This is a genomic window from Paraburkholderia sp. D15, assembly GCF_029910215.1.
Classification (GTDB): domain Bacteria; phylum Pseudomonadota; class Gammaproteobacteria; order Burkholderiales; family Burkholderiaceae; genus Paraburkholderia.
This window is the reverse complement of sequence record NZ_CP110395.1, coordinates 3,747,099-3,766,027: the sequence shown is the minus strand read 5'-3', so window position 1 is coordinate 3,766,027 and position 18,929 is coordinate 3,747,099. Positions and strand designations below refer to the sequence as shown.

Below are 18,929 nucleotides of genomic sequence, written 5' to 3'. Positions count from 1 at the left end.
AAAAGCGTCCTGTAACGAAACTGCCACGCAGCGGTAATAAATTGGAAGTTTTCCTTCCGGACTTCCATGCTCGCACCGCTCCTGGTCGCCTTTTACGAAACCGTCCGGCAAGGCAGCGTCACCGCCGCCGCGAAGCGCCTCGAAGTCAGCCAGCCGACCATCACCGCGCGCATCCAGCAACTCGAAAAACAGTATGGCGTCGAACTGTTCCACCGGCGCGGCAGCCGCTTCGACCTGACCGATGCGGGCGCCGCGCTGATGCCGCTGATCGACCGCATGCAGCAGACCGAAAGCGATATCGACTTCACGCTGCGCAACGAACGCGAACTCGCGGCGGGGAATCTGCGGGTCGGCGCGACGGGACCGTATTACATCCTGCCGGCCATCGCCGCGTTTCATCGGCAGTACCCGGCCGTGAAGATTCACCTGGAGATCGGCAACTCGCAGCAGATACTCGACGCATTGCTCGATTTCCGCGTCGACCTCGCGGTGTCGTCGCAACGGGTCGACGATCCGCGCTTCGCACGCGTGACGATCGCCGACGATCCGCTGGTGGTCGTCGCGCATTGCCGGCATCCGCTGGCCGCGCAGAAGGTGGTGCGACTCGCCGATGTCGCCGCGCACACGCTGCTGCTGCGCGAAACCGGTTCGCGCACGCGCGAGGCCACCGAGACCGCGCTCAAGCGCATCGGCGTGGAGCCGGCGTCGCTGATCGAGATCGGCAGCCGCGAGGCGATCTACGAAGCGATCCGTCACAACATGGGCTGCACGCTGATGCCGGTGGGCGAAGCGCCCGCGCATCCGGATCTGCGGCAACTGCCCCTGGAGTCCGACGCGCCGATCCTGCAGGAATATCTGTATCACCTGCAGGCGCGCGCCGGTTCGCGGCTGATCACGTCGTTCATGGCTAACGTCGAGGTGCCGGCCTCGCCCGAGCCTTCCCTTTGACCCCAAAAATCCGCTGATGCCGGTATCGGCCAGCTTGCGCAGAACGACATACCCGCGTCGCCCGCACTCCCTATCGTTGCATCGATTCGCCGGATGGTCCGGCGCGTATCGGCATCGAAGGGGACAACATGAGACGGCATACCGTCGTGCAAATGGCATGCGCATTGGCGCTCGTCGGCGCGCTCGGCGCCACGGCGAGCTTGAGCGGTTGCGGCGGCGTATCGCAATCGGCTGACGGCAGCACGGGCACCGGCACCAGCGCGGGCAACACCTCGGGCAGCACGCCGGGCAACGGCGCGGCCGACACGTCGACCGGCACGCCCACCGGCCCCGCCGCGAAGAAGATGCTGCTGGTCGAACTGGACGGCGTGACGTACAGCGCGCTGAACGCGGGCATCGCGGCCGGCACCTTGCCGAATCTGGCGAAGCTCACCGTTGCGCCCGCGTACAGCGGCGGCGTCAACGGCACGCTCGCGCAGCAGCCGAATCTCGACACGCCGGGCTGGGCCAGCATCCTCACCGGCACGTGGGCCGACCGTCACCAGATCAACTCGGACGCGCCGAATCAGGCATCGCACAGTCCCACCGTCTTCCAGATGCTGAAGACGGCGGGCTTCGGCACGATGGGCGCGGCCGTCGATTCGACCGGTCTCGCCGCATTGCTGACGCCGGACCAGAACGCCGGCAACCTGAACACGCTGGTGAACTGCGCGTCCGTCGATGCATGCGTCACGCAGAACGGTGTGAGCATGATCGACAACGGCTACGCGCTGGTCGTCGCGCAATATCATTCAGCGCAGGACGCGGCGCTCAACGCCGGCCTGTCGTCGTCGAACTATGCGAGCACGCTGACGCAGCTCGACGGCGCGCTCGGGACGCTGGTGGCCGAAACCGCCAAACGCAGCAACGAGAACTGGCTCGTCGTGGTGACCACCAGCCACGGCCTGAACGCGGCGGGCGGCACCGACGGTTTGCCGCTGCCGCTCGAATCGACCAGCTTCATCGGCCTGAACCAGGCGCCGAACGCGCGTCTGGGCAACACCACCGCGCCCACGACGATGGCCGCGCTCTACACGCGCGCGAGCATCGCCGACATCACGCCGACGCTGCTCGCGTATCAGAACGCGCTGCCGGCCCCGGCGAACTATGCGCTCGACGGCGGCCAGCTGATCGGCGCGACGCCGGTTTCGCAACTGCTCGGCACGACGGGCAGCGACAACGCCAGCCTCGTGCTCAAGTGGACCGCGCCGGCAACGGGTGCGATCAGCGTGCTGCGCAACGGCACGGTGGTCGCCAGCCTGCCCGCCGGCACCGCGACCTACACCGACAGCCAGCTGGGCTTGTCGGCCACCGGCGTCTATCCGTTCAACTACACCGTGGTGGCCGGCAATGCGCCGCTCGCGACGATCACGCAGGTGGTCTACGTGCAACCGCCGCCGCCTCCGCCGCCCCCGCCGCCGCTCGCGACCACGCTGACCAACGGCCTGAGCAGCTACTACCCGTTCGGCGCATTGCCGCCCGTCGACCGCCTGAACGCCAGCACGATGGGCCCGTGGGCCGCGGATGCCGACGGCGGCTCGCTGTTCGCCGACCCGTTCGGCGGCAAGGGCTTGCAGATCGACACGCATACCGTCGACAGCAACGGCTACGACGGCTACAAGCTGACCCAGACCAACGACGTGACGGCGCATGCGCAGTTCACGATCGGCTTCTGGTTCTACACGTCGTGCGCGAATCTGACCGGCAACGGCACGCCGATCTTCTCGAACAAGAACTACTACTCGGGCGGCAACGCGGGTATCGCGATCGGCCTGTTCCCGGGCTCGGGGACGAGCTGCAACATCCGCTTCAATCTCGGCGACGGCAGCACGCGCAACGACATCAACAGCCTGAACGTCAGCGCGAACAAGTGGACCTATCTCGCGCTCGCCATCGATACGTCGGCCAGGCAGATCAACGCGTACGTGTTCGATCCGGTGCTGGGTGAGCAGAAGGTGCAGGCCCAGACGCTGAGCGTGAACATCGCGAAGCTGCCCGGTCTCGGCGTGTTCGGCCTGAACGAGGACGGCACCGGCCGCTACTACATGAATGCGTGTAACGACACGCCGCCGTACACCGTCGGCAAGTGCGCGGCGACGCCGCCGGATGTGCAGGCGTTCAGCGATCTCGCCCTGTGGACCCGCATCGTTACCGAAGCCGAGTTGCAGACGGTGTTCGGCTCGGGCCAGCCGTTGTCCACGCTCACTCACTAAGCGGAGCCTCGCGATGAATTCGACGACAGGTTTTTTCCCGGCGACGCGGCCGGTGTGTTCGACGCACGAGCCGTATGCGGTTCTTCACGAAGAGGGCCCGGCACGAGGCGCGGGCGTGGGCGTGGGCACCGGCGCGGGTGACTCGCGGCGCAGGCCGGCACGCCGGCGCGGCCTGCTGACGGCGACAGCCTTGAGCGTGCTGTGCTGCGTTTCGCTCGCCGGCTGCGACGGCAGTTCAAGCAGCTCGGGCGGCGCCAGCTCCGGCGGCGCCACCGCCGCGAACAACGCGGCAGCCGGCGCGGGCGGCGCGAGCGCGCCGGTGGCGATCGTCGCCGCGCCCGCTTCGGGCGGCTGCGCGGCGCTGGGCGCGAGCGCCACGCAGCCGCTGCAGAACACGCAACTGGTGTGCGCGCCCTGAGCGCCGCCGCACCGTTTCCGACGACGATCACTCAAGGCCTCACATGACCTCACTGGACCGCCGCACCTTCCTGCGCAGCGCCGCGGGCGCCGCCGCGCTCAGCCTGTTTCCGCCCGCGATCCGCCGGGCGCTCGCGATTCCCGCGAACAACACGACCGGCACCATCAACGACGTGCAGCACGTCGTGATCTTCATGCAGGAAAACCGTTCGTTCGATCACTACTTCGGCACGCTGCCTGGCGTGCGTGGCTTTAGCGACCGCTTCACGATTCCGCAGCCCGGCGGCACGACCGTGTTCCAGCAGAACGACGGCACGCGCACCGTGCTGCCGTTCTACCTCGACAGCACCAAGGGCAACGCGCTGCTCGCGGGCGGCCCGCACTCGTGGACCGACGCGCATCAGGCGTGGGACAACGGACGCATGACGCAATGGCCGAAAGCGAAGGGCGATGTGTCGATGGGTTATCTGAACCAGTCCGACCTGCCGTTCCACGTCGCGCTCGCCAACGCGTTCACGATCTGCGACGCGTATCACTGCTCGCTGCACGGCGGCACCAACTCGAACCGGATCTTTCTGTGGACCGGCACCAACGGCGAGAGCGCGGGCTCGAATCCGGTGGTCAACAACGACGGCTGGGACGGCCTGGGCGCGTCCGCGACCGGTCTCAAGTGGACCACCTATCCCGAGCGTCTGCAGGCGGCGGGGGTGAGCTGGAAGGTCTACCAGAACATGCCGGACAACTACACGGACAACTCGCTGGCCGGCTTCGCGACCTTCCGCAAGGTCAACGAGACGCTGCCCGGTTCGCCGCTGCTGCCGTACACGCAGTCGCTCGAAGCGGTGGCGCCGCTGTACAAGGGCATCGGCAACACGATGCCGGACGGCGGCTTCCTGCAGGCGTTGAAGGACGACATCGCGGCGGGCCAGATGCCGCAGGTGAGCTGGATCGTGTCGCCGCAGGCGTACTGCGAGCATCCGGGTGCGTCGACGCCGGGGCAGGGCGGCTACTACCTGCAACTGCTGCTCGACACGCTGACCGCGAATCCGGATGTGTGGAGCAAGACCGTGCTGTTCGTCAATTACGACGAGAACGACTGCTTCTTCGATCACATGCCGCCGCCCGACGCGCCGAGCAAGAACGCGGACGGCACCTTCGCCGGCAAATCGACGGTCAACGCGCAGTACGAGTACTTCACCACGCCGAACCCGCCGGGCGATTCGTCGCCGCTGACGCCGGACGGCAATTGCTTCGGCCCTGGCCCGCGCGTACCGATGTTCGTGGTGTCGCCGTGGAGCACGGGCGGCTGGGTCAATTCGCAGGTGTTCGACCATACGTCGGTGCTGCGCTTTCTCGAACAGCGTTTCGGCGTGATCGAAACCAACATCAGCCCGTGGCGGCGCGCGGTGTGCGGCGATCTGACGTCGGCCTTCAACTTCCGCAATCCGAACGACGCGCCGGTCGCGGCGCTGCCCGCGCCGACCAAGGCCCAGGCGGATGCGCAGAACGCGCAGCAAAGCGCGCTCGGCGCGGTGCCGGTGCCGTCGGCGGCGAGCCAGCAGATGCCGCATCAGACGCTGATGTCGCGGCCCTCGCGCGCGTTGCCGTATCTGCTGCACGTCAGCGCGAACGCCGACGTGCAGGACGGCTTGATCTGGCTGATCTTCAGCAATACCGGCACGGCGGGCGCGGTGTTCCATGTGTACGACCAGTTGCATCTCGATCGGGTGCCGCGCCGCTATACCGTCGAGGCGGGCAAGGAACTGTCGGATTCGTGGAGCGCGCTCGCCGACGATCAGGGCAACTACAGTCTGTGGGTGCTCGGGCCGAACGGGTTTCATCGCGCGTTCCAGGGCAATGTGGCGAGCGTCGCGAGCGGGCCGGACCCGGAGGTGCGGGTCTGCTACGACGTCGTCAACAACGCGGTCTATCTGACGATCATGAACGTCGGCAATGCGACGGCCAACGTGACGGTGACATCGAACGCGTATCGCACGGATGGGCCGTGGACCTACGCGGTGCCCGCCGGCATGCAGGTCGAGCCGTACTGGTCGGTGAGCGCCTCCGGCGGCTGGTACGACTTCACGCTGACGATGACGGGCGGCTTCTCGCGGCGCTTCGCGGGTCGCGTGGAAACCGGCAAGGACAGCGTCAGCGATCCGGCGATGGGTGTAGCGAGTTGAGATGGCGTCGCATGGCGACGCCGGGTGGTGAAGAAGGTGAAGAAGGTGAAGGTAAGAAGCGAACGTCGGTAGCGAGAGCATCAAGCAACAGCGGCATCGCGTGAACGACGCGACAAGCGGCACTTGGAGGAGTCGGCGTGAGCCGGCTCCTTTTTTTTGCGCATTTTTTACCGGCCTGTGACGCGTGAAAAAGATGCTCGCGAAGTGCTCGATATCCACACTTTGTCGCTGATTTAAAAACATTTTCCATGTGAAGCGGACCCGTGGATAATGCCGCCTGCACAACGGGTCAGCACAGTAGGCGTGCAATGCGCCATTCACGGTTACCCGTAGACGGAAGGAGCGAGCGGACGGCCTCTCTTTTCGCATTCCAAGCCGTCCATCGAAGACCAGACCAGATAATGAACAACCAACAGCTCACCGTCAGAGCGCGGCTCGCGACGGCATTCGGGGTACTCACGGCCATCGTCCTGCTCGTCTCGGGCCTGGCGATCAAGTCGCTCAACGACGCGGACCAGCGGTTCGCCGACTACATCACCGGAATCAGCGCGCGCGCCGAACTGGCGTCGCGGGTGCGCACGGCCGTCGACCGGCGTGCGATCGCGGCGCGCAACATGGCGCTCGTCACCCGTCCGCAGGATTTCGAACTCGAGAAGGCCGCCGAGGCGCAGGCTCAGGAAGACGTGCAGACGCGGCTCGCCAAACTGAAGCAACTGTCCGGCGCCGCCGCCGATCCGTCGGGCAAGGGGCAGGCGTTGATCGCCGAAATGAGCCGCGTCGAGGCGCTCTATACGCCGGTCGCGCAGAACATCGTCGCACTTGCAACGGACGGCAAGCGCGACGAAGCGGTGGCGAAGATCAACGACGACTGCCGTCCGCTGCTGGCCGCGCTCGTCAAGGCGACCGAAGCGTACGTCGCCTATACCCGCGACGAAGCCGCGCAGAGCGAGCAGGCCGCCAGCGAGCGCAATGCACAGCAGCGCAATCTGCTGATCGGAATCTGTCTGCTGGCGACCATCGCGGCGGTGATCGCCGGTGTGGTGATCACGCGTGCGCTGATGCGTGCGCTCGGCGCCGAGCCCGGCGCGTTGAGCGAAGTGAGCCAGCGTGTCGCGAAGGGCGATCTGAGCCCCGTCGACGGTGCGCGCGAAGCGCCTGCCGGTAGCGTGCTCGCGTCGATGGGCGCGATGCAGCAGAGCCTCGTCACGCTGATCGGCCAGGTGCGCCACGCGGCGGACAGCATCGCGACCGGGTCGAGCCAGATTGCCGCGGGCAACGTCGATCTGTCCTCGCGGACGGAACAGCAGGCGTCGTCGTTGCAGCAGACCGCGTCGAGCATGGAGCAACTGACCGCCACCGTGCGTCACAACGCCGACAGCGCGCAGCAGGCCAGCATGCTGTCGACCAACGCGTCGCAGATCGCGCAGAAGGGCAACGAAGTGGTCGGCCGCGTGGTGGGAACGATGGGCGACATCAGCGACAGTTCCGCGAAGATCGCCGACATCACCGGGATCATCGAAGGGATCGCGTTTCAGACCAACATCCTCGCGTTGAACGCGGCCGTCGAGGCGGCGCGCGCGGGCGAGCAGGGACGCGGCTTCGCGGTGGTGGCGAGCGAGGTGCGCAGTCTCGCGCAGCGCTCGTCGGTGGCGGCCAAGGAGATCAAGGAACTGATCGGCGCATCGGTGGAGAAGATTCGCGACGGCTCGTCGTTCGCGCAGGAAGCCGGCAGCACGATGGCGGAAGTCACGCACGCGGTGGCGCGCGTGACCGACATCATGGGCGAGATCGCGGCGGCCACCGGCGAACAGAGTCGCGGCATCGAGCAGGTGAATCGCGCGATCACGCAGATGGATGCGGTCACGCAGCAGAACGCCGCGCTGGTCGAAGAAGCGGCCGCGGCTTCGCAGTCGCTCGAGAACCAGGGGCAGCAACTGAATCAGGCGGTGGCTTTTTTCAGGCTGGAAGCTGAACGGGGGTAAGCGTCAGTTTGCGGCTACTTCGATTCGGAGGTGGCCGGCGCACCGATTGGTGGCACCAGTTCGTAGCAGACCGGCGGCATGGCCGCCGTTTTCGTTTTGGCTTCGGGCTGCTGCGGATCGATGCATTTGAACGCGCTTTGATCGCGCTGTACGAAGATCGTGTCGGCGGAGCTTGCGCCGCTGCGGGTGTCGTTGACGACCGCGACGATTTTGTAGCCGTCCTGAAGCAGCGTGGAGAGCGTGGTTTGTGTGGTGCGCCACTGGTTGTCGGGGGCGGGTGTTTGCGCTTGTGCGCTCGATGAGGTGGCGGCGGCAAACGTGGCGAGCGCGATAAGTGAGGCGAGCGAGGCGGTGGCCGCGGTCAGCGTGGTGGTGCGGAATGACATCGGGGAACCTCCTTGAGGGGGTAATTTAGGGCGGGCCGGAAGGTTGTCGGCCGGCGCTTGATGTGGTGGGTTGTAGTGTCGAGACAGCGGGTGGTTTGGAGAAGTTCACGGAAGATGCTTTTGATCGTGTCGCGAGAAGCCAAACTGTTTAGGCAAGCTTCGGAATTTTCTTTGTTTCCCTGTTCAAACTGTCCGTATCCATGCGGTTCACATCGGAAATTTCGGATTTCGCACGCTACGGCTCGTCGCGGCCGTTTTGCTCACATTAATTGCTTAGAGTACGCGCCATCGAAACTTGCTGGGACTTGCGATGGACGCGGTTTTTCAAGGAGCTAATGAGGGCGCGCGCGGAGCAAGTCGGTTCGAGTCGCCGTTGATGCAGGCCACAAGTGGGATCGGCGAAAAATGAGCGGCAAAGCCTATAACACCGGTTCTAGCTCCGGCGGCACGTCCAACGGCTTGGGGCAAGCGACCACGGTTCGGCTCGACCTGTCTCCACTTTCACCCATCGACAAAAAGGTCATCTGCAAGGCGCTCTGCGTTTGCAATCGTCGACCGGATGCGGGTGCCTCCGGACAAGCCCTGAAACAACAATGTGTCTCCCGGAACCTGCGCGATGTCGATAGATCAATGGACTGGCAGAGCCCCTACAAGGCGGAAGTCAATTACGACATGAGTTGTGAGCCGCCCGCGCCGATCACACGCTCGTCGAATGCATTGGAGCCTCATTCGTACTTGCCCGGTTGGATTCAGAAATACTGGCCTGGCGGACTCGACCGATATCCGGCCGGTTCAGGCGCAGTACGTCGTCCAGACGTGGTGATCGTCAACGACGGCAGCTTGCCGCCGACGCAGGACAACATAGAAAAGATCGTCGAGATAAAATTTCCGCCACAGATGGCAGGCGATGACGATCGTCAGATAGCGGCCTACACCCGCATTGCTGGTTCGGCGTCCAAGGTCACAGTCCTGACGCCGGATGATTGTGATTGCGCTCAAGACGATGGCGGCGAGCATCCCGCTACGTCTACAGTTTCGAGCATGCTTTCGGGGCTAGGCGAGAAGTTGCGACAGATCGCCATCAGCCGGCCACAGTTTCCAGGACTCGGCCTTCCGCCTCCCATCGCGCCGCTTCCGCTTCCCTGACTGGACGACTTTCCGATGGACAAGGACTATTTGCTGTGGGCGAAAGAGAATCAGTCGAACGCCCTTATTCCGAATGCGTTGCTGGAACCTCGTCATTCGCACGAAGGCGTCGGTGCCGCGCTCGTAGTGCGGGCGGTTCTGTATTTTGAAAGAGCCTACGAGACATCGGTCCGGCTCGCACTAGCCGACTGCTTTGACGAGTTTCGGGCCGCAACAGGTGACGTCTTCAAGTTCGTCTGGCACAACGGCAAGGCGGCGCAAACCGCCGACAAGGCCAAACCGATGCGTGTCCTTGCCGCGTCGCTCGGCGAAAACGACTGCTTCGATTTTCAATACATGAGCGGGGAACAACCTTCCGACGCTTGCCTATGGTCATTCCGCGTTTTCGGTATGCCGGCATGGGAAGAGAAGATGGGCACGCGAGGCATCGATGTTCTCGCGTTCTCGTGGCCCATGGTGGCGGTGCAGGACAACCCCGACGCATTCGCCCGTCTTTTCTTCAACGCGGCTCAGCGACTCAACGCCGTCCATGGACATGCAGGACACGCCATCAACCTTTCGCCGGTAGCGCGTCAGCAAAACGAATCGACTGAGTTCTGGATCAGTCAGATGATGCCGGGGACTGACGTGGGCCCTCCCACCGCGAATGCCGTGCGTGATCTCAAAGGGCAGATCAAGACGGTTGGGTGGTTGACGGCGATCGACGTGGCGATGTTAGGTAAGGCCGGCGGCGTACGTGGGCTGCGCGGCGAACTGCCGCCCTCATGGTTCAGCCTGAACGATTACGGCGCTGGGGTTGTCATTCGGGCCGGTGTCTGGCCGGAATCCGGCGCGGCAGTAACGGAAGGTGGTAAATCGTTTCCGCCGCCGGCCTACGTTGTCCTCGATCGTGCATTGCGGCTCGTGCGCGTGAATGGTCTTGATGTTCTCCAGCAAGGCACGGTCAACGGCGATGCGCCGGTCTATAACACGTTCTCGTCGACGAACGCGTGGCTTAGCCGCTTCGAGACCAGCGGCGACGGCCTGCTTGCTGCGAAGGCGGCCTTGCTCGATACACCGCCCCTTGACTTGTCGAACGCATTGCCGAACCCGTTGTGATGCGCCGGTGTGCGTATTCCCGTTTGCTCAGGTAAGGCGTGTGATTCTCCGGCGGCGGAGTGAATTGAGACTGGTGGGGCAAGGGAGTCGGCTCTTATCAAGGCGTGGTCAAAGCGGATTTGGCAACACGTTCGACGGTTGCAGCGGCGGCGTGTCGAGCAGGGCTGCTTTGGCGGCAAGGAGACCGTTTTCATCTGTTTCAAAGCGGCGTAGCCATGCGTTGGTCGACGCGACCGTGCCGTAGACCGGCGCGTCGCCGTTGATCGTCCCTTGTTGGAGGACGTCGAGGCTGGTCGCGCGGATCGGGAGCAACGCATGATCGAGCACAACATAGGCGGGCGGAAGCCATGGCCGCTCAGCGTCGCTTCCCGCATCGCCCGAGCTTGGTTCCACTCCGGCGCGAATGATCACGCCAGCTCCGTAGTCGTGCAGGCTGAACCACGAGGGGGGCAATTCGGCGCGCAGTCCTCGCGCGCCGCCCACCTTGTCGAACATTGCCTTGTCGATCGCCGTCAGCCAGCTCACGGTTTTGATTTGCCCTTTGAGGTCGCGCGTGGCGTTGTCGATTGCCGGTCCGACGTCGAAACCAGGCATCATTTGGCTGATCCAGTACTCGGTCGCTTCATTCTCCTGCCGCGCGACGGGCGACAGGTTGACGGCGTGCCCGGCATGACCGTGGATCGCGTTCAGCCGTTGTGCTGCGTTGAAAAATAGCCGTGCGAACACGTCGGGGTTCTCCTGGACCGCGAGCATGGGCCACGAAAATTCGACAACGTCGATGCCTCGCGTGCCCATCTTCTGCTGCCATGCCCGCATGCCGAACGTGTGGAAACCGTAAAACCCCGCGTCGCTCGCCTGTTCGCCGCTCGTGAAGTTGAAATCGAATCGATCGTTTTCTTTGAGCGACGTCGCAAGCTTGCGCATTGGCTTGGCGCGTTTGAAAGTCTGGAAGGCTTTGCCGTTGTGCCACACAAAGTTGAAGACGTCGCCGGAGCTCGCCAGATATTCATCGAGGCAAGCGGCCAATGTGAGACGAACAGACGTCTCGTAGGCTCCTTCGAAATACAGAACGGCCCGAATGACGAGCGCGGCCCCGATGCCTTCGTGCGGATAGCGAGGCTCCAATAGGGCATTCGGAATGAGGGCCTTTGATTGATTTTCTTTGGCCCACTGCAAGAAATTGTTGTCCATTTGATGGTTGGTTGCTTAGGGCACGGTAATAGCGTGGGCGACGACAGGTCATCGAATCCAAGGATTGGCGGTTTGTTGAGCAGTTTTAGTTCGTTGGTGTTAGTAGGTCAAAGCGTTGGGTTGCGCGAACGGGCTCTTGTCGACAAGCAATCAAAGCGGATTTGGCAACACGTTCGACGGTTGCAGCGGCGGCGTGTCGAGCAGGGCCGCTTTGGTGGCAAGAAGACCGTTTTCGTCGGTTTCAAAGCGGCGTAGCCATGCTGCGGTTGATGATCTGGTGTTGTAGACCGGGGCGTCGCCGTTGACGGTGCCGCGTTGCAGGATGTCCATTTCGGTTGCGCGAATTGATCGCAATGCCGCATCCAGAATGACGTAAGCGGGTGGATTGACCGGTGGCTTTTTCTCATCGCTGGAAATTCCACTCTCAGGCAACGCGCCAGCGCGGATAACGACGCCGTGTCCATAGTCGCCAATCGAGAACCAACCCGGCGGTAGATGCGAGCGCAGTCCAACCAGACCGCCCACCGCGTCCAGCATTGGCTTGCTGATCGCTGTTAGCCAATCGACCGTTTTCAGTTGCCCTTTGAGTTGCCGAACCGACAGATCCCCAGGGAATCCGACGTCGAGGCCGGGCATCCTTTGACTGGCCCAGTATTCGGTTGCTTCGTTTTCCTCGCGACCGGTCGGCGAAAGGTTGACGGCGACACCCGCATGGCCGTGAGCCGCTTTCAGACGCGACGCGGCATCGAAGAACAACCTGGCAAAGGAGTTGGGGCGCTCCTGGACGGCGAAGACGGGCCAGGAAAACGACAGGGCGTTGAAGCCGCGATTATCGAGCTTTTCCTGCCATCGACGAATCCCTCCCACATGGAACTCCCAAAGGCCGGCGTCCTCTGGGCGCTCGCCGCTCATGAAGTCAAAGTCGAATCGATCTTCGGGACCGAGTCCGGAAGCGACGGCTTGCAACGACTTCACTTTCGACATGGGGCGGGCGGCTTTGCCGTTGTGCCACATGTAGGTCAGCTTCTCGTCGCCCATCGACACCACGAACTCGTCGAACGTTTGGGCCAACGCTTCACGGACGACAGCATCGAACGCTTTCTCGAAATAGAGGCAGGCCCTGATGACAAAGGCGGCGCCGATTCCTTCATTCGGATAGCGCGGTTCGAGGAGAGCATTGGCGACGAGTGCCCTGGATCGATTGGCTCTCGCCCACTGCAGAAAGTCTGGCGTTATGTCGGTCATGGAGCAAACCCGCAGAAGTCAGGCGGCATAGGCTATCAGGGAACCGGAAGCGGCGGAAAGGGCGGTGGCAGGCCGAAGCCTGTCGTGGGCAGCTTCGGGTTGAAGATCGCGGTAAGCGACTTTCCGAGTTCGGAAAGCGCGTCCGAGACGGCAGCTTTGACGGGATTTTCTCCTTTATCGTCTTCCCGACAGTCGCAGTTTTGCGGTCCGAGAATCACGACTTTCTCTGCCGAGCCAGCGATTGAGACGTAGTCTTCGGCTTGATCCAGGGAGGGTGCCTGCGGTGGAAACTTGATTTCGACGATGTTCTTGATGTTGTTCTGTGTGGGCGGCAGGGAACCGTCCTTGACGATGACTACATCCGGGCGGCGAATCGCACCCGTGCCGGCCGGGTAATTGCTTTTGCCGCCGGGCCAGTATCTGGCGATCCACGCGGGCAGATACGGGTGGGTTTCCAGCGGATTGACAGAGCGCATGATTGGGACCGGCGGCACTTGGGTCATGTCGTAATTGACTTCGGACTTGTATGGGCTTTGCCAGTTCATGCTGCGATCGACGTCGCGGAGATTGCGCGATACGCATTGCTGTTTGAGGTTCTGCCTCGATACTCCTACGTCGGGCCTGCGTGAGCAGACGCAGACGACCTTGCACACAACCTTTTTGTCCCTAGGGTCGAGGCCGGTTCCGCGCAGTTGAATACTCGTCGTTTGGGTGCCGCCCGACGCCGCCGATGCTGAACGGGCACCGGTGCCATAAGCGCTACCGGTCATTTGTCGCCCGCCCAGCCTTTTACCTGCGTCGACGGCGAAGCGAATCGAAGCGAAGCCGGCGCGTCCCCTTCATGCCATTCGGTGTACCCATTCGCGTCCGTGTTTCCGGCAATGACATGCCCGTCGGAAGCGTGAATGGTGTACGGGTGATTCGCGATCGGCTGGCCGGTGGTCTCGTCGAACACCTGGAAACGGCCCCGATAAGGTCCTGACGCGTCGCTCGCTTTTTCATGACTGACCGACGGCGCCCGTGAGGCGCCCGGATTGCCCAACCCGCTGACCGGTTGCGCGGTGGCGACAGCCTGGGATGCAATCAGCCTTGCTCCGCAAGCGGTCCTGTCGCCTTCGAACGCAGGGTGCTTACCGCCCATCGACATGCCGCGCGGCGATATCTTGACGATCGGATAAACACCGTCGCATTTCGGGCACGAAACCATATCGCCGAAGCGGGCGATCGGTTTGCCATCCACCTTATGTTCGTGGGAACACTGAAGAACGGTGCCGCCGTGATCGGTGGTGTCGCCCTCTCGAATAAACGCGCTCATCGCAAAGCTGCCGAAGTTTCGATGGCGCGTACTCTAAGCAATCAAGTCGCGAAAATCGGCGCTGGCGGACCATCAAGCGCGAAATCCGAAATTTCCGATGCGAGCCGCATGGCTGTGGGCGTTCTAAGCGGCGAAATTAAGAACACTCCAAAGACTGCCTACGTTCGGTCGCAATGGATTGGAGTCGGTCGCGGGGGTCTTGGATGGCCGAGATACACATCGTGCTCTTTGAGCATTACAACGAGCGCCACCCGCGCAAAGCCCTGAAATACCGCTTGCCTCGCGAGTTTAGGCGGGCTGCTGCGTCATCAACCTAACGGTGTCCACGTGTCCTGAATTACAGGGTCACCTCCATATATATTCAGTTGCTGCCGTGACCAGCGTGGGTGACAATCAGCTTCTTACATTTGCTAACAAATGAAGCTAGGGGGCAGCTTGATCACAGTCAGGCCTTGGTATGGGCATGTGCGCCGCACATGCATTGTCGACCCGCTCAACAACGACCCCAGAGAGACGGGCCAGCAGGGGACGCGATTAGGCAAGTCGAGCGGCTGGATCTTTAGCCACGCTATCGGCGGCGGGCAGGCGAACTTCGATGAGCCAATTGAAGACCTCTCCCCAAGAGATCGGGTCATGCTTTACGCCCTCTTCAACCAAAAGGGGCACGTTCCCGAATTGATCCACGCGTTCCAAAAACTCGTGGACAGCCCACAGCGCCTGAACAACGCCACGATGCTCGACATTGGGTGCGGACCGTTTACCGCCGGTTTGGCACTCGCCAACGTGGCTGGCAACGAAGTTGCCTTCCGATATTTTGGCGTCGACACTTCGGTGCAAATGTGCGCCCTCGGACTTGAACTCGCGCTTGCCGCGCAGGGAGCTGGAGGGTTAAGCCCTCAGACGAGGGTGTCTTTCGCTGGCTCAATAAACAGCATCGATTTCGGGCAGCCCAAGCTGGGCTGGACCGTTGTGGTCTTGTCCTACCTGCTGGCCAGCGCGTCGCTCAATATTGAGCTGATCGTGCGTGAGATCGTCGACGCATGCGGCCGTATCGGCCCGGGTCCGGTGGCAGTGCTGTACACGAACTCGGCGCTGCCTGAGCGGCGCCTAGCATTCCCCGAGTTTCAGAGCCGCATGGAAGCTGCTGGCTTCAAGTGCGAGGTGGTCGAAACCGAATTGCTGACAGACGGCGATAAGCCACGCAATATCCACTACGCCCTATTCACGCGCGTGCCGATGCTGATTCCGCTAAGCGAGGTTAACCGATGAGATTGCCAAGTTTTAGTGCTCTGATCGAAGAGCAGCGTCAGGTGTTCATGGCGGATCCCGACCAGTCGATTCTGGTGGTTGGGCCACCTGGGTCCGGGAAGACCTCCGTAGCTCTCTGGAAGGCTAATATTCTTGCCGGGCCTGACTATCAGCGCCGGGTGACCGTGGTCACCAAGAACCGGCTGCTTGCCGCTCTGGCGACGCAGATTTCTCAAGATCAGGGGAATGCACCGGTCACCAGCACCACGATGCATACGCTCGTCTGGAACCACTATAGGAATACCTTCGGGCACAACATTCCCCAGCTCTATCCGTATCAATTCAACTGGCAACAAGTTCTTCAAAACTATGCTGAGGCCAACGTTGCGCCGTCGATTGACCACCTCATCGTCGACGAAGGACAAAATCTGCCGAGAGAGTTCTTCATCTGGGCTTGTCGCTTCGGGGCTTTAACCGTCTCAGTCTTTGCGGATGAAAATCAATCGACAGAAGATGGCGGTTGCCACGTTGCGGATTTGCAGGCCGCCGGTTTCACAGAGATGCACGTTCTGACGGTCAATCACCGCAACACGTTTGAGATTGCTGAACTGATTGAGTGTTTCCACCAGGACCGCTATGTCCCGCCAGCGCCGGCGCAGCGTGGGCGGTCCAACGAGCCACCTAGGATGATCACGGTAACTACCTGGGAAGCGTTGGCCCAACAGGTTGCCGTCAGATTCGGAAACCGCGGCGGCTCTATCGGGGTTATCGTTTATCGCCAGGAAGACATCAATGTTCTGCATGCTTTGCTCAGGGCCCGATTGCCCGATGCTCGCGTCGACATGTACACTAGCAATGCCGAAGCTAGGGCGGAGGATGCTATTCGCTTGCGCGATGCCGGCATCACCATCATCTCTGGCGAATCGGCCATAGGGCTTGAGTTCGATACCGTGTACCTTCAAGACCTGGACCGCTCGTTGCCAATGATTCTCCCGGTCCAGCAACGGCGCTTGTACATGCTCTGTGCCCGCGCTAGGGACGCCTTGCTTCTTGTCAATGGGCCGAACTTACTTTTGGAGGCACAATTGGCTTGTCTTCCTCCTCCTCCCATCCTAGAACGATGACCTCTATGTCCGGCGGCCAGTTGGAGCTACTTGCATCTGCGCCCGCACCCGAGCAGCAAGCTGCTGGCGGTGTGCGTCTTCTTGGTCTGATTTTGGACCAAGAAGCCTTTCTGCAATTTCTCAGCAGCGAATGGATAATTCCGCCGGCAGGGCACTTGCTGCTCGGCACGCAGCAGGCTTGTGGCAGTGATTCTAGCAACTCGTCATCCGTCGGCATCTGGTTCGATGCCCAGAGCCTTCCGGACAACACCATCAAGGTGTGGAGGGATGGCGCATGGACCGAATCCACCTTGCGCGGTTTGAGGGCCAGCGACACCGTTGTATCGTGGGCTGGCCCGCTGCCGGCGTTTGCGGTTGACCATTTCAGCGTGAGTTCGGCGGCTGTAAAGGCTAAGCTCTTGGCGATGGCTCGCAACTTCGCGGACATGGAGGTTCCCTCCCAGCCGTTCAAAGTTGGCGCGTTCTCGCAAGTGGCACCGCCGAAGAGCACGCCGCCGGAAAAGAGTCCTTGGCAGCCTCCATCGAACTGGAACGCATTGCGAGGCGCTGCCGCGATGGCGGCTTTCGCTGTCCCTGTGATTGATCCATGGGTTGAATTGTTCTGCGACCTGCTTTGCTCCGGTGTTGCAAGCGCTGAGTCCGTCGAACGGCTGCATGCGCCCTGGTGGCGAACTGCGCTCTGGGTCGATAGTGCGGAGCAGGATCAGCTTCCCAAGCTCTGGCGAGCCATGGTTGCGAAGTTCTCGCAGCCAGGAATATTGGATGAATGGCGGGCGAGGGCCATCCTAAACGACATTTGTGAGCATGCGCGAGATCTTGGCGAGGATGAGACTCGGCTAGCGAAACTTTTTGAGGGTACGAGGGCGCTCCTTGACGATAGGGGAACCGTGCAAGACCTTGGGGCTCACGACGACTTCCTTGCCTTGACGCTTCAATTGCTACTACTCCGGCCGTCGCCTGATAAGTTTTCCAGCTGGCGCGAGGATTGGCCAGCAATCCCCCCAGTGGTCTGGTGGACTGGCATGACCCTCGCTGGCTATTTGCAGGGCTATAGCGCCTTGCCCAAGCAGTTTCGTGGACTCACGGAATGCAGAAAGCTTTTGGCTTTAAAGACTTGGCAGCAGGCTGGCACGAACGGTTCAGGGCCTTGGCATGCGCTGACGCCAGACAATGTGGCATGGCGAGTCGACGAAGGCGTAGTCGTGATGACGGCGGGCGCGCAGACATGGGGCGAGTACAAGCTAGGAACCCGTGGTAGTTGGTATCGAGCAGACTTCGAAGACCAAGCGGTTCAACTGGAAGCCCGAACCCTCGCATTCGAAGAATGCCCTTACTCACTCGACCAGCTAGTTGTGTTGGAAAACACAACGATCCAGCTTGTCGGAGGCGGTGTTCTTGAGTTGGAGAGGCAATCCGCCTTGACGGTCACTGGCCGGGTTGAGTTCGCGATGAGCCAAGGCGTGACATTCGATCGCAGGCTGAATCAGTCTCGCTTCAAAGAATGGCTGGCGATTGCTAGCATCTCTCGTCGGCTGGCGCGTCCATCGAGCACCTTGCCCCGACAGGATAAGGCTCCCTTTTCGCCCAGCATCTCTTCCACGCAGGCCTCATTTGCCATCACGCCAAAGAAGCCTGCAATCAAACCGGTATCCAAGCCGGCCGTGAAGAGCGCCGGTGAGCCACTTGGCCTGAAAGTGCTGCCCAACTTCATCGATGGCGACGAAGAAGGCCAATTAATCGCTGCCATCGACTCCGCTGAATGGGATCAGTTGATGAAGCGTCGGGTCCAGCATTATGGCTGGCGCTATGATTACAGAGCACGGCAAGTTGCGCCTGCCAACTATCTCGGCCCGCTTCCGGAATGGGCTGGGGACTTAGCGGAACGTCTGCTCGCGTCGGGTGTCGTTCCAGAGTTGCCAGACCAGGTGATCGTCAACAACTACGAAGGTAAGCAGGGCATCTCGAAGCACATCGATTGCAAGGATTGCTTCCGCGGCCCGGTCGTCACCATCAGTTTGCTGGAAACTTGGGACATGATCTTCACACGGAAGATCGCAGGGGAGACCGCGAAATTCGTTCAATCGCTTGCGCGCTGCAGTGCGGTTGTTCTCGATGGTGAGGCACGGAGCGCATGGCATCACGAGATCCCTGCACGCCTCAAGGAGCACGGAGTGCCTCGCGGTCGCCGTGTGTCCATCACTTTCAGGAAGGTCGCCATCTGACTCATGCGATCTAACTGTGCAGTTGCGAACCTTGGCAGTTTTGTCTTTCGGCGAATGAACATGGACGCGTGCATGACCAAACGACGCACGAAGATTTGAGAATGTCCGTGATCAGCGACGCACCACACAACGGACAGCCACGGACCGTGAGCGAATCGGTATTTCGGGTTTT

At 61.9% G+C, this 18,929-nt stretch carries 15 protein-coding genes; 10 read left to right on the top strand and 5 right to left on the bottom strand.

Going from position 1 to position 18,929, the window contains the following annotated elements; translation table 11 throughout:
• The first annotated feature begins 66 nt into the window (after positions 1-66).
• From LFL96_RS16295 to LFL96_RS16275, 5 genes are all read left to right on the top strand, one after another.
• Complete coding sequence (locus LFL96_RS16295) at positions 67-948, top strand: LysR substrate-binding domain-containing protein (RefSeq protein ID WP_280996223.1); 882 nt, start codon at positions 67-69, stop codon at positions 946-948.
• A gap of 128 nt (positions 949-1,076) precedes the next feature.
• Complete coding sequence (locus LFL96_RS16290) at positions 1,077-3,200, top strand: LamG-like jellyroll fold domain-containing protein (RefSeq protein ID WP_280996222.1); 2,124 nt, start codon at positions 1,077-1,079, stop codon at positions 3,198-3,200.
• Positions 3,201-3,213: 13 nt separating this feature from the next.
• Complete coding sequence (locus LFL96_RS16285) at positions 3,214-3,618, top strand: hypothetical protein (RefSeq protein ID WP_280996221.1); 405 nt, start codon at positions 3,214-3,216, stop codon at positions 3,616-3,618.
• Positions 3,619-3,661: 43 nt separating this feature from the next.
• The gene (locus LFL96_RS16280) at positions 3,662-5,800 is read left to right on the top strand and encodes a phospholipase C, phosphocholine-specific (RefSeq protein WP_280996220.1); all 2,139 of its coding nucleotides are present in this window, start codon (positions 3,662-3,664) and stop codon (positions 5,798-5,800) included.
• A 401-nt stretch (positions 5,801-6,201) separates the two neighbouring features.
• A complete protein-coding gene (locus LFL96_RS16275; protein ID WP_280996219.1) occupies positions 6,202-7,782 on the top strand; it encodes a methyl-accepting chemotaxis protein in 1,581 nt (526 codons plus the stop codon).
• Positions 7,783-7,796: 14 nt separating this feature from the next.
• On the opposite strand, the gene LFL96_RS16270 is transcribed toward LFL96_RS16275, so the two are convergent.
• Positions 7,797-8,168, bottom strand: coding sequence for a hypothetical protein (locus LFL96_RS16270; RefSeq protein WP_280996218.1), 372 nt, complete (start codon positions 8,166-8,168; stop codon positions 7,797-7,799).
• A gap of 405 nt (positions 8,169-8,573) precedes the next feature.
• On the opposite strand from LFL96_RS16270, the gene LFL96_RS16265 reads away from it, so the two are divergent.
• Together LFL96_RS16265 and LFL96_RS16260 are read left to right on the top strand one after the other, a co-directional pair.
• Positions 8,574-9,314 (top strand): VRR-NUC domain-containing protein, encoded by a 741-nt coding sequence (locus LFL96_RS16265; RefSeq protein ID WP_280996217.1) that lies wholly within the window; start codon positions 8,574-8,576, stop codon positions 9,312-9,314.
• Between the two features lie 15 nt (positions 9,315-9,329).
• Positions 9,330-10,412, top strand: coding sequence for a type VI immunity family protein (locus LFL96_RS16260; protein WP_280996216.1), 1,083 nt, complete (start codon positions 9,330-9,332; stop codon positions 10,410-10,412).
• Positions 10,413-10,520: 108 nt separating this feature from the next.
• Here the strand turns inward: LFL96_RS16260 and LFL96_RS16255 are convergent, their stop codons facing one another.
• The 4 genes from LFL96_RS16255 to LFL96_RS16240 form a co-directional block, all read right to left on the bottom strand.
• Entirely contained in the window at positions 10,521-11,603 is a 1,083-nt protein-coding gene (locus LFL96_RS16255) for a type VI immunity family protein (RefSeq protein ID WP_280996215.1), read from the bottom strand.
• A gap of 150 nt (positions 11,604-11,753) precedes the next feature.
• The gene (locus tag LFL96_RS16250) at positions 11,754-12,839 is read right to left on the bottom strand and encodes a type VI immunity family protein (protein ID WP_281000796.1); all 1,086 of its coding nucleotides are present in this window, start codon (positions 12,837-12,839) and stop codon (positions 11,754-11,756) included.
• Positions 12,840-12,883: 44 nt separating this feature from the next.
• A complete protein-coding gene (locus tag LFL96_RS16245) occupies positions 12,884-13,393 on the bottom strand; it encodes a VRR-NUC domain-containing protein (protein ID WP_280996214.1) in 510 nt (169 codons plus the stop codon).
• Between the two features lie 221 nt (positions 13,394-13,614).
• On the bottom strand, positions 13,615-14,163 hold the full coding sequence (locus LFL96_RS16240; protein WP_280996213.1) for a PAAR domain-containing protein: 549 nt from the start codon (positions 14,161-14,163) through the stop codon (positions 13,615-13,617).
• A gap of 435 nt (positions 14,164-14,598) precedes the next feature.
• Here LFL96_RS16240 and LFL96_RS16235 point away from each other — a divergent pair, with 435 nt between their 5' ends.
• Genes LFL96_RS16235 through LFL96_RS16225 form a run of 3 tightly spaced genes read left to right on the top strand, consistent with a single transcriptional unit; the run spans position 14,599 to position 18,757 of the window.
• Positions 14,599-15,432, top strand: a complete 834-nt coding sequence (locus LFL96_RS16235) for a hypothetical protein (RefSeq protein WP_280996212.1) — start codon at positions 14,599-14,601, stop codon at positions 15,430-15,432.
• Positions 15,429-16,535, top strand: a complete 1,107-nt coding sequence (locus LFL96_RS16230; protein ID WP_280996211.1) for an AAA family ATPase — start codon at positions 15,429-15,431, stop codon at positions 16,533-16,535. Before LFL96_RS16235 ends, LFL96_RS16230 begins: the two co-directional genes overlap by 4 nt.
• A gap of 5 nt (positions 16,536-16,540) precedes the next feature.
• The gene (locus tag LFL96_RS16225) at positions 16,541-18,757 is read left to right on the top strand and encodes an alpha-ketoglutarate-dependent dioxygenase AlkB (protein WP_280996210.1); all 2,217 of its coding nucleotides are present in this window, start codon (positions 16,541-16,543) and stop codon (positions 18,755-18,757) included.
• Positions 18,758-18,929: the final 172 nt, after the last annotated feature.